At 69.0% G+C, this 12,355-nt stretch carries 3 protein-coding genes; 2 read left to right on the top strand and 1 reads right to left on the bottom strand.

The features are described 5' to 3' along the window. Positions 1–9,999: non-ribosomal peptide synthetase (locus tag VN419_RS00695; RefSeq protein ID WP_325643383.1), on the bottom strand; the 9,999-nt coding region annotated here is incomplete at its 3' end. Positions 10,000–10,337: 338 nt separating this feature from the next. Between VN419_RS00695 and VN419_RS00690 the strand changes: the two genes are divergently transcribed. Together VN419_RS00690 and VN419_RS00685 are read left to right on the top strand one after the other, a co-directional pair. Beyond that, positions 10,338–11,462, top strand: a complete 1,125-nt coding sequence (locus tag VN419_RS00690) for a KamA family radical SAM protein (protein WP_325643381.1) — start codon at positions 10,338–10,340, stop codon at positions 11,460–11,462. Beyond that, entirely contained in the window at positions 11,459–12,205 is a 747-nt protein-coding gene (locus VN419_RS00685) for a thioesterase II family protein (protein ID WP_325643379.1), read from the top strand. Before VN419_RS00690 ends, VN419_RS00685 begins: the two co-directional genes overlap by 4 nt. Positions 12,206–12,355 lie beyond the last annotated feature (150 nt).

The following is a 12,355-nucleotide window of genomic DNA, read 5'->3' as shown; positions in this document are numbered from 1 at the left end:
GTCCCCGGTGCGGTACATGCGCCCGCCCGGAACCGCGGGGTCGGGCAGAAAGCTCGCGGCCGTCAGCTCCGGCCGGTTCACGTAGCCCCGCGCCACCTGCACGCCGCTTATCCAGAGCTCTCCGGCCACGCCGATGGGCACGGGATGCAGGCGCGCATCCAGCACGTGCAGCCCGGTGTTGCTGATGGGGCGGCCGATGGGCACGGTATGCGGAGGCGTTTCCAGGCAGGGCTGCCAGGACACGTCCACCGTGGCCTCTGTGGGGCCATAGAGGTTGTGCAATTCCGCGCGCAGCAGGGTGTTGAAGCGGGCCACCAGCTCTCTGGGCAGGGCCTCGCCGCTGGTGAACACATAGCGCAGGGAGGACAGCCGGGGGATCTCCTCCGGCCTGGCTTCCAGATGATCCAGAAACACGCGCAGCATGGAGGGCACGAAGTGCAGCACCGTGACCCCACGGGCCTGGACGGCCTCGACGATGCGGGCGGGGTCGCCCTCGCCGCCCGGCTCCAGCAGCGCAAGGGCCGCTCCGGTCCAGGACCACCAGAACAGCTCCCAGACGGAAACGTCGAAGGTCGCGGTGGTCTTCTGCAGCACCACGTCGCCGGGGCCGATGGGGAAGCGCGACTGCATCCACAAAAGCCGGTTGCACACGCTGCGGTGCTCTATCTGCACGCCTTTGGGCCGCCCGGTGGAGCCGGAGGTGAAGATGACGTAGGCCACGTCGTCCGGCGCGATGACGCCCCGTCCCCCGGCGTCGGCGCCCGCGCCTGCATGCGGCAGGGCGCGCAGATCGGGCGCGAGCACACGCTGCCCGCAGGCGGCGAACAGCTCGGCGCGTTCCGGGGCGCAGATCACCGCGCACCGGCCCAGGTCCTCGAAGATGGAGCGCAGACGCGCTTGCGGCAGGTTGAGGGAAAGCGGCACGTAAACCGCGCCCAGGCGCATGACGGCGAAGACGCAGGCCATCATGTCCAGCGAGCGTTCGAAACACACGGCGGCATAGTCGCCCCGGCCAAGGCCCTGCCCGGCAAGATGTGCGGCAAGAGCGGACACCAGGGCCTCGAACTCCACATAGCCGCAGGACTGGCCGGAAGGAGCGAGGATGGCGGCGGCGGCGGGCGTTTTGCGCGCCTGCTCGGCAAAGCGGCTGTCCACATGGCGTTCGATGTCCAGCGGCTCGGCCGTGTCGTTGAAGCCGCGCAAACGCGCCTGCTCGGCTTCCGGCAGGAGGCCCAGCCCGCAAACCGGAACCGCCTCCTGTGTGAGCACAGCGTCAATGAGCGTGGACAGCCGTTCGCACATGGCCCGGGCGGTTGCCTGGGAAAACAGCTCAGTGCTGTATTCCAGATGCACTTCGTAGGTGTCGGGCTCCACTTCGCGGAAATAGAAGCTCAGGTCGAACTTGCTGCGATCATGCGGCAGATACAGGGGCACCATGTGCAGAGGAGGCTGGTCGGAGCTGGTCCACTCGGCGCCTTCCAGAGCCACGAACACGTCGAACAGCGGATTGCGCGAAAGGTCGCGCTCCACACCCAGGGCCTCGACCAGTTTTTCGAACGGGCAGGCCTGCGCCCCCAGGGCGCGCCTCAGGGCGGCGTCCGCCGCGCGCACCAAATCACCGAAGCCCGCCTCCGGGTCAAAAACCGTGCGGATGGCCAGGGTGTTGACGAGCAGGCCGACCATGTTCTGGGTCTGCGGAAGGACGCGGCTGGCCGCCGGGCAGCCCACGATCATGTCGCTTTGCCCTGTGTGGCGGTGCAGGAAGACGTTGACCACGGCCACCAGCACCGGAAACAGCGTCACCCCTGCGGCGTTGGCGAGGGCCTTCAACTGGCGGCCCTGGCTGTTGCCCAGCTGGAACGTCTGCACGGCCCCGGCGTAGCTGCGCATGGCGGGCCGGGGATAATCCAGGGGCAGGCGCAGCCGCTCCGGCAGGGGCAACAGGGCGTCGCGCAGGGCGTCCAGTCCCTCCGGCTCCTGCTTGTGCTCCCACACGGCGTAGCTCAGGTAGTCCAGTTCAAGGGGCGCCCAGGCCGGCGTGGCGCCGTGCAGCGCGGCGGCATATGCCTGGTTGAATTCGCGCATGACAATGGCCGCCGACCACCCGTCGAACACGATGTGGTGGACGCTGAAGTACAGGATGAAGTCGCCTTCGGTCTGGCGGTACAGGGCTGCCCGCACCAGGGGCTGGTCCAGGCCCAGAGGCATGGGCGAGGGGCCATGCGTAAGTTCCGGGCACAGGCCTTCGTGATACTCCAGCCGCAAGCCGCCGGGCGGCACAAGCCGCTGCTCCGGCGCATCCGCAGAGATGCGTAGCCGCAGAGCCTCGTGCCGGGTTTCGAGCAAAAGCAACGCTTCTTGCAGCGCGCCTTTGTCCACGGGCACGCGCAGTCTGGCGGCAAAGGAAATCTGGTAGACGCGGCTGTCCGCGTGCAGCCGTTGCAGAAACCAGATGCGCCGTTGGCTTGCGGACAGCGGATGGCTGCCCTCCGGGGACACGCGCGGGATGCTGACGGCGCCCGCGGCGGCCGCCCCTGCGACTACGGACCCCGCGGCTACGGACCGGATGCGCGCCGCAAGGCTGCGCGGCGTGGGGTTGGCGAAGATGTCGTCGACGCCGAGCCGCACGTTCAGCCTTTTGGCCACTTGCGCCATGACGCTCATGACCGAAAGACTGTGCCCGCCCAGCAGATGAAAATCCGCATCGAGCGACGGGTCGGGATGTCCGAGCACGGCGGCGTAAATCTCGCGGACCACGCCCTCCACATCGCCGGGTGCGCTCGCGCCCCCAGGCAGGGGCGCTGCCGCAGGAGGCCTGCTCGCAGACGGTCCGCTCGCGGATGGCTTGACGACCGTTCCAGCGGGTGCGCCGGGGCGCTTTTCGGCGGCGGGCATGGCGGCCAGCGCCGCTTCCAGCCCCTGGCAGGAAATGTCCTTGTCCGCCGCCGCCGCGCGCAGAACCGCATGCAGCCGGTCCATGAGACCGGCCACGCGGGCCTGAGGCAAGACCTCGGGATCGTACAAAAAGCGCAGCACGAGCCTTTCGTCTGGAATAATAGTGATGCCGAGCGGATACGGAAGCTTCTCATGGCCTCCCACTTCCAGCAGCCTCGGCCCGCCCTGGCCGAAGGGCGACTCGAAGGGATAGTTCTCGAAGACCAGCAGATGGTCCAGCAGCGTGCCCCCGATCTCGGCCAGGGGCAGGTGGCCGTGCCGCATCTGCTGCAGGCTCTGCTCCTTGAGCCCGGCCAGCAGCTCGCCAAAGGCGCTTTCAGCGGTCCAGCGCGCCCGCACGGGCAGCGTCTGGATGAACAGCCCCACGGCCCGGTCCACGCCGCCCAGCTCCCCAGGCCGGCCGGAGCTGACCACGCCGAAGACCACATCCCGACGGCCGCCGTTTTCCGCGCTGAGCACAAGGGCCCAGAGCGCCTGGAACAGCGCCGACAGGGTGACCGCGTGGGCCGCCGCAACGGCCTTGAGCCCTTGGCCCAGCTCCGCGTCCAGGGCCAGGGTCCGCGTCTGCGGATCGCCGCCGGACGCGTTCGGGCGGGACTGACCGGCCACGCCCGTCAGAGGGGTGAAGCCGTCCAGAAGCGCCGCCCAGTAAGCCTTGGCGGCGGGCTTGTCGCAGGCGTCGAAGCGGCAGCGCCAGCGCTCGTAGTCCGCAAGGGCGAAGGGCGCGGCCAGCGGCCGCGAGGGCCGTCCGGCGAGGCGCTCGTAGGCGGCGAAAAGCTCCTCCAGCAAAATGCCGATGCACCAGCCGTCCATGAGCAGATGGTGGAAGCACCAGCTGAGGACCAGGGTATCCCGGTCCAGGCGGATGAACTGTGCGCGCAGCAGAGGCCCCCGGCCAAGGTCGAAACCCTTGTCCCGCTGGGTCCGCAGCAACGCGTCGGCCTCGATCCGGGCGGCGTCCGCCGGCAGGTGTGCAAGGTCATGGTACTCGGCGCTTGTTCTGGCGCTGCGCAGCACCACGCGGTGGAACTCGCCCGGAAAGGGCATGGGAAACAGCATGCGCAGGCTTTCGTGCCGGTCGACCACCGCGCCCCAGGCCCGCATGAGCTGGAATTCGTCGATGCCGCCGCCGAAGTGGAACGCGATCTGCTGCGTGTAGACGCCGTCGTCCGCCCTGAGGCTCTGGTAGAGCATGGGCTCGTGGCTGGGCCACGGCTCCGCGATGCGCTCGATTTCATCGGGGCTGCACGCGCAGGCCGACAGGATGGCGGACAGGGTTTCCTCCGGCAGGGGCGGCCGGTAGGCGGGCAGGGTGCGCACCGCCTCGGCCCAGGCCTCCAGCAGGTCCACGGCCCAGGTCTCCGGCAGGGCGGAGGGGGGATAGTAGGCCAGCAGGTGCAGCTCTCCTGCGGCGTCCAGCCAGGCGGTAAGATCCAGCGCGCAGTCCGGCTGGAAGTCCGGGTGGAGCAGTTCCGAGATGTCGCCGGGCGCGGCCAGGGAGAGCAGCGGAACCACGTCGCCCTCTGTCTGTTCCTCTTCCCGGACTCCGAGGTAATTGAACCCCACCTGAGGCCGCGCGCCGAAACGGTCCGGATCGCGCTGGCGCAGATAGCCGTAAGCGTTGCAGGACAGGGGGGTGAAAGCATCGCGCACGAAGGCGCGCACTCCCTCGTCCACTTCTGCGCATGCAGCCGCCGGGGCCAGCGGCATGGGGCACAGGGCCGTGAACCAGCCCAGGCTGCGGCTCAGGTCCTGGCCCGGCAGCAGTCCGTCCCGGCCATGGCTCTTGAGGCTCACCAGCACGGCCTCGCGCTGGCCTGCCCGGCCCAGGGCCACCGCCAGCGCGGTAAGCAGATCGCTGAACACCGACGGCGAGAGCTCCGCCCGGAAGCCGGCCAGCCGCACGCGGGAAGTCGTAAGCCTGGAAGCCGCAGGCTGCGGACGCAGGGCCGAGAGCCCCCCGGCCGGAGTGCGGAGCACGGATTCCCAGAAGGCCTCCTGTTCGGCCGTGGGGAAGGCGCCGGCATCCACAAACCGCTGAACTTCCACCGCCCGGGTGGCCATGCCGCAGGACTCGCCGCTGGGCTCGCCGTGCAGGAACCTCTCCAGGTCTCCCTGCAGGATGTCCAGGGAGAGCACGTCGAGGGTCAGATGGTGCCCCACCAGAACTAGGATGCGTTCGGCCCCGCGCGTGGCCAGCCCGGCAACCAGGGTCCGGCCCGTCTCCGGGTCCACCTGCGGGGCAAGCTCGCGGGCCATGGCGCGCAGCATGTCCGCGTGGGGCATGGCGGGCGGAAAGTCCCGGCGCGTCAGAACAGGCTCCTGACGCTGTTCGAGCACCACCGCGCCCTCGGGCGAGAAGGCCAGCCCCAGGGCCTGGAAGCGCTCCGGCAAGGCCTTGAGCCAGGCTTCCGCGTCCTCGGTGGGCACGCCCGGGCCGAGCTTGAGCGGCAGCAGCATGTGGAAGATCTTCCAATGCTCCGGGTGGTCCCGCAGGAAGGTCTTCTGGATGGGCAGCAGGGGAACGCTGGCGCCGGGGGTCAAGGGCTCTGCCGCCAGGGCCGCGGCCTGCCCGGCGGCCCCTTCCAGCATGGCGCAGAGCTCCGCGAAACAGGGCGTGCGCAAAAAGTCCGGAGCGCCGAGGACCGTCAGACCGTTCCGGTGCAGCATGCCGGTGATCTGGATGGCCTTGATGGAGTCGCCGCCGGCGCGGAAGAAATCGTCGCACTCCTCCGGCCCGGTGCGCAGGATGGCGGTCCAGGCGTCGGCGAGCAGGGCGCGCGGGACTCTCGGAGCCTGGGGGGCCCCGGCGGCAGGCAGGGCCGCCGCCATGTGGCGCAGGAACTCGCCGAGCAGCGCCTCGCCGTCGGGAATGAAGGTGGCGTCGTGCTCCAGCACCAGGCAGGGAGTTTCCCCGGTCTGGAGCAGGAAGCTGCCCGTGAACTTGCTGGCCCGCAACCGGGGCGCGAGCCGCCGCAAGGCGAAGCCCGGCGCGGCCAGCGGCTCCGTGTGGGCGTGGGTGGCCAGAAAATCCGGGGCGGTTTCGGACAGCACATGGCGGCTATGGGGCAGCGCCTCGCGCAGCTGTCGGGCCACGGCGCGGGCATCGACGTCGGCGCGCAGCCGCAAAGCCACGGTGCTGACGAAATAGCCCGCCGTGCGGTACTCCTCGCCGGTCTCGCGCAGGCCCACGGGCAGGCACAGAAGCAATTCCTCCCGGCCATGGCTGCGGCACAGGAAGCGGGCCAGCAGCGCCACGAAACAGGCCAGCACGGTGACGCCGCTGGCCTTGGCCTGGGCTTCGAGGCCCGCCGCCACCTCCGGCGGCAGGGGCAGAACCGCCATGGCCCCCCTGCGTTCCGGCGTGGGCGTGGCGTTCAGCGGGGGCAGGGGCGGCGCAAAAATCCTGCGCCAATATTCGGCGTCGGCGCGGGCCGCCTCCGAACCCAGGTACTCCGCCTCGCGGCGGCAGAATTCCGCCTGCACCGCCAGGGAGCCTTTGGGCGGGCGACCGCCAGCCAGCCGCTCCAGGGCGTTGCGCACGATGATGTCCAAGGCCTCGCCATCCGCCACGAGGTGGTGGATCAGCAGGAGCACCTGCACCCGGTCGCCGACCCTGGCCACGACAATCCTGGCAGGGGCTTCGCCGCGCAGGTCGAAGGGCGTGTGGATGAGCGCGTCGAAATGCGCCATGGCCGAGGCTGCATCCGGGAAAACCGCTTCCGACAAGGGAATGCGCGCGCCCGGCCATTTGGCGAAGTGCGGCGCGTCGATGTCTCCGGCCACGGCGCTGGTGAGCAGCTCCTGATCTTCCACGGCCTCGCGCAGGGCGGCCGCAAAACGTTCCGCCCCGTCCCCTTCGGCCTCAAGCAGCAGGGGCATGTTGTAATCAATGGCGCCCGCCTTTGCCTGCTGGTGCGCCCAGATGCGGAACTGCCCGCGGCTGAGGGGCGCGGTGGCGCACTGCCGCGGCGCGGCCTTTTCCGCGCGCCCGCGCAGCAGGGCCTCGACGTCGAACAGGTTCTCGCAGACCACGAAGTCCCGAAAGGCCAGGTCCACAGAGTATTGGGCGCGCAGCTGGTGCAACAGCGACATGGCGAGCAGGCTGTTGCCGCCCTGATCGAAAAAGTTCGCCGCCGGGTCATAGGACCGGCCGAGCACGCCCTCGCAGATGTCCAGCAGCCGCTGGTCCACGGCGCGTTCCTGCTCCCTGGTCCGCGCCGGACTGCGGGCGATGTTCAGCAGGGCCTCGCGGTCCACCTTGCCCGTGCGGGTGACGGGCATGGATTCAAGCACGTGCCAGGCGGAAGGGACCATGTACGCGGGCAGGTTCTCCCTGCTCCAGACAGCCACCGCTTCCAATCCCGCGCCGGCCCCCGCGCCAGGCCCAGCCTCGGGCCGCAGCAACAGAAACGCCGCCAGCACCGACTGGCCGGAGGCGTCCCTTAAGGCGAGCACGGCCGCCTGGCGCACAGCGGGGCAGCTCTCCAGCAGGAATGTGACCTCGCCCAGCTCCACGCGGTTGCCCCGGATCTTCACCTGGTCGTCGGCGCGGCCCACCAGCAGCAGCTCCCCCGCCTCGGACCAAAGGGCCAGGTCGCCGGTGGCGTAGGCCACGGAGCCGTTCTCGCCCGGCAGCGGCCGGAAGCGGCGCTCCGTCAGCTCCGGGTTGTTGTGGTAGCCCAGAGCCACGCTGGCCCCGCCGATCCACAACTCGCCGACCATGCCCGCGGGCCTGGCCCGCCCCTGGCGGTCCACGATGCGCGCCAGGGCATTGGGAATGGGGCGGCCGGAGCTGATGGGCAGGGGCTCCTGCGGCGCAACGCGCTTCATGGAGGCGCAAACGCAAGTCTCCGTGGGGCCGTAGGCGTTGAAATAGCGCAGCGCGCCCGCGTAGTGCAGGGCATCGGCCGCCACGGGCGGCTCTCCTGCGGTGATGAGCACGCGCAAGGCCGGGAAGGGCTCTCCTTCGAACAGGCGCAGATACGACGGCGGAAAGGTGACGACGGTGACGGCGTTGTCCGCCATGTATTGCCTGAGCGACCAGGGCTCGTTGCGCAGTTCCTCGCCCACCGGGCACAGGCAGCCCCCCGCGAACAGGGCCATGAACATCTCCGAAAGGGACGCGTCGAAGATGGGCGGCGCGAACTGGAGGACACGATCCTCCGGCCCCACGCCGAAGACCTCGATCTGGCCCTGGATCATGTTCACGAAGCCGCCGTGCGGAGCGAGAACGCCTTTGGGCTTGCCCGTGGAGCCGGAAGTATAGATGAGATAGGCTCCGTCGCCGGGTTCCGGCCCTTGCGGCAACTGCGCCAGGGGGAAGTCGGCGTGGGCGGCCGCCGCGGAATCGACTGTCGCCGCCGCGCGGGAGTCGGCCAGGATGAACGCGGTGCGCTCCGCCGGGGCCTTGGGGTCCACGGGCAGGTACACCGCGCCGAGGCGCTGTATGCCCAGCACGATCTCCGGCAGGTGCAGCGTGCGCCGGGCCAGCACGGCGACCACGTCGCCCTTGCCCACGCCCTGCGCCGCCAGCCAGGAGGCGCAGCGCAAGGAATTCTCGCGCAACCGGGCATAGGTGAGCGAGGCTCCGTGCTCGTCGCGCACGGCCTCCCGTCCGGCGAAGGCCCCGGCCTTCTCGTCGAACAGCGCGGGCAGGCTGGCCACCGGGTAGGGCCGGACCTCGCCCGCCTCCCAGCTCTCCAGCTCCCGCCTCTCCTCGTCCAGCAGATAGTCAAGCTGCGGCAGCTCGGCGCCGGACGCCAGCTGATGCGTCAGGTGCTCAAGGCGCCGCACGTACCGGTCGACATCCCGGTCGGACAGGTGGTTGCGGCTGTTGCGCACCAGCAGGGCATACTGCCGCGTCAGGCACTCTTCCATCACCAGCGCGCCGAGCAGGACCGGTTCCTTGGCGCTGTGGTTCTGGTCGATCCAGACGATGGGGAAGTCCGGGGTGCCCAGGGGTCGGCCCGGCAGATAGTTGATGAACGTATCGGCGATGTGCGCGAGGTTCTTGTCCGGCAGCCGCCGCATGGCCAGCTGGAACGGCGTGCGCACGTGCCGGAAGAAATCCGCGCTCTGCTTGCCCACGGCCTCCAGCAGTTGCGCGAAGCTCTCGAACTGGCCCATCTCCAGGAAAAGGGACGGGGTGGCCATGCGCACGCCCTGCCGTCTGCGGTTTGATTTGCGCTCTCCGAAGGCGATGGGCGTCTGAATGACGAGGTCCTTCTCGTCGCACATGTGGGAAACGACGAGGGCGTGCAGGGCCGTGAAGTACGCGGCCGGCCCTATGCCGCGCCGGGCGAGAATGTCGGCGACTTCCTGGGAGGTCTCCTCGGACAGCACATATTTCTTGTGCCGCGAGTCGCCGAGCATGTCCGGCCGGCCGGGCAGCGCGCGGAATATCCGCCGCTCCGGCAGCCGTTCCAGGTGTTTCTCCCAAAACGCCACGTCCTTCTTGGCCCGCTCCGAGATGCGGTACGCCTCGTCCGCCTCGTATTGCTCAAGCAGGGAGCACGGTGCGCCCAGTTCGAGGGGTTCGCCGTGCAGCAGCGCGGAATAGACCTCCGTGAGGAACGACACGTGGAAAAAGTAGCCGAGCCCGTCGAGGGCCAGGTGCGAGCATTTGAACAGGAACACGCATTCGGACTCGGCCATGCGGATGAGCGCGTAACGGACGAACTGCTCGTCCACGGACTCGTCGAGAAAGGCTTCGGCGAAGCGCAGAAGGGCCGCCTCCCGGTCCGGGTCGTCCCGCAGGTCCAGGGCGCGGAGGTCGATGTCGCGGGGCGCGCCGAACTCGAAGCACGGCTCGGCCCCGTCCTGCCGCATGGTGGCCCCCAGCAGGGGCATGTGGCGCAGGACCACGCGGACCGCCTCGCGCAGAACCTCCGGCGAGACGTTCCGGGCAACGCGGAAGATGCCGCGCGTGGATGTCTCGGCATAATCCGTGAGGGAGGTCTGGCAACCCAGCCACAGCTCTTTTTGAAACGCGTTAAAAGGAATCGTTTCCGGCCGTTCGCTGGCCGCCTCGGCGTCGTTCATCTGTGGCTTGTCCATACAGCAACAAATACCGCATCCAATGACCGGTTGGCAAGGCTAACTATCGCTTGGTGCTGTACTTTCATGTTCGTGTGAGCTATCCAAGCCTTTGTGTGGGAGTCATTTCCCGCATGGGCCTCACGGCTCCGGCAGCGCTTCCGCCCTCCACGGCCATCAGCGTGCCTGCCGGTTTCATGGAGGCGCAGACGCCGGTCTGCGCGCACCCCCCTGGAGAGTCAACCCCGCCCGCAGGCTTTAAGCCCCAGGCCGGTAGGCGTGCTCTGTCGGCGGATGCCGCATGCCTTGCAGAGTATAAGGAGGAAGCTGTGGGGAATGGCGAAATGGATTGGGCGCAGCTCGACTGGAAACAAGAGCTCGCCAACAATGTCGTTACCATCGACCAGCTCAAGGAACATGCGCGGCTTGCCCCGGAAGAGGAGGCGAAGCTGCGCGAGGTCGCGCAGCTTCATCCCATCAATATCCCCAGATACTATCTGAGTCTCATCGACTGGAGCGATCCGGGCGACCCCATACGTCGGATGTGCTTCCCCGGCGCGGAGGAGCTTGTCGTGGCCGGAGCCATGGGCGAGACCACGGCTGACCCCTATGGCGACGACAAACACGACAAGGGCAACGGCGTGCTGCACAAGTACGACTACACCGCGCTCGTCGTCGTCACCGAGTGCTGCGCCATGCACTGCCGCCACTGCTTCCGCAGGCGCATAGTGGGCAAGCCGGGCGGCCAGGCCCCAAGGGATTTTTCCGGAGCCCTGCGCTACATCGCCGCGCACCCGGAGATCAACAACGTCATCCTTTCCGGCGGCGACCCGCTGATGCTCTCCACTCCCGCCCTGCGCACCATGTTGGAGGGTCTGGCCGAGATCGGCCACGTGGACTTCGTGCGCATCGGCACGCGCACCCCGGTCACCTATCCGCTGCGCCTTTTCGACGAGGAGCTGCTCGGCCTGCTGCGCGCATTCAACGAGCGCAAGGCGCTCTACATTCCCACGCATTTCAACCACGCGCGCGAAATAACGCCGCTCTCGACGGAGGCGGTGCGCAGGCTCCGGCTGTGCGGCGCCACGGTGAACAACCAGGCGGTGCTGCTGCGCGGGGTGAACGACACGGCCCAGGACATCGCCGCCCTGATGCAGGGGCTTCTCGCCATCGGCGTGAACCCGTACTATCTCTACCAGTGCATGCCCGTTTCCCGCGTGCGCCACCATTTTCAGATCCCGCTCAAAAAGGGCGTCGAGATCGTGGACGCGGCGCGGGCCATGCTCAACGGCTACGGCAAGCGCTTCAAATACATCATCGGGCACGACATAGGAAAACTGGAAATCTGCGGCATGGCCGGCAACCAGATCGTCCTCAAGCAGATGCACGCCCGCATCGGCCACCCGGAGCAGGCCTCGCGCATCATCATGCAGGAGCTGGACGACAACGCCGGGTGGGTGACGGTGTGACCACCGCGGCCCTGCGCGCCAGGGCCAGCGCCCCGGCCGAGGGCGCGGCCGCGACGCTCTATTGCATTCCCCACGCCGGGGGCAACGCCGCCTTCTACGCCACGCTGGGCGCGCAGCTCCCCGCCACAGTCGTCTGCCGTCCGCTGGAACTGCCGGGCAGAGGCAGGCGCCACCGCGAGCCGCTGCACACCAGCATGGAGGCCATGGCGAGGGACCTGTGCTCCCGCATGGCGCCGCAGGCTCCGTATGCGCTGTTCGGGCACAGCATGGGCGCCCTGCTGGCGCTGCTGTGCGCCATCCGGGCCCAGGAGGACGGCCTGCCGCCGCCAAGGGCGCTGTTCCTCTCCGCCGCGGCCGCGCCGGTGGACTGGGAGCAGTGCCGCCCCCCGGCCCTGGCCTCGCTGCCCTCGCAAGCCCTGTGGGACCGCGTGGCGGTCATGGGCGGGCTGCCGGAACCCATCGCCGCTTCCCAGGAATTTCTCAAGTATCTTGAACCCATCCTCCGGGCGGACCTTGCGGCGCTTGAGGCATGGAACCCGACCCCGATCGCTTCCCTGCCGGTGCCCATCACCGTGTTCCTGGGCGACCGCGACACGGTGACCGAACAGCAGGCGCGGCAATGGCGGCGACTGACGAGCAGGGAATTCCGCCTCCATGTGTTCCCCGGCGATCATTTCTACCTGCAGGACCATTGGCGGACCCTGGCGGACCATATTTCCCGAACGCTTGACCCCTCCGGCTGAGATGGCGCATCCCCACGCATTCCCCACGCTGCTGCCTCCCCCCCCGCGCGAGGGGACGGTCGCCTGCGTCGGCATTGCCCTGGACGGAGACGCCGCCGCCTGGATCGAGGCGGCAACGCCCTTCGTCACGGAGTCCGAGCGGGCCCAGGC

This window comes from Humidesulfovibrio sp., assembly GCF_035560995.1.
Classification (GTDB): domain Bacteria; phylum Desulfobacterota; class Desulfovibrionia; order Desulfovibrionales; family Desulfovibrionaceae; genus Humidesulfovibrio.
The sequence above is the reverse complement of the archived record's forward strand: the minus strand, read 5'-3'. Positions and strand labels throughout refer to the sequence as shown.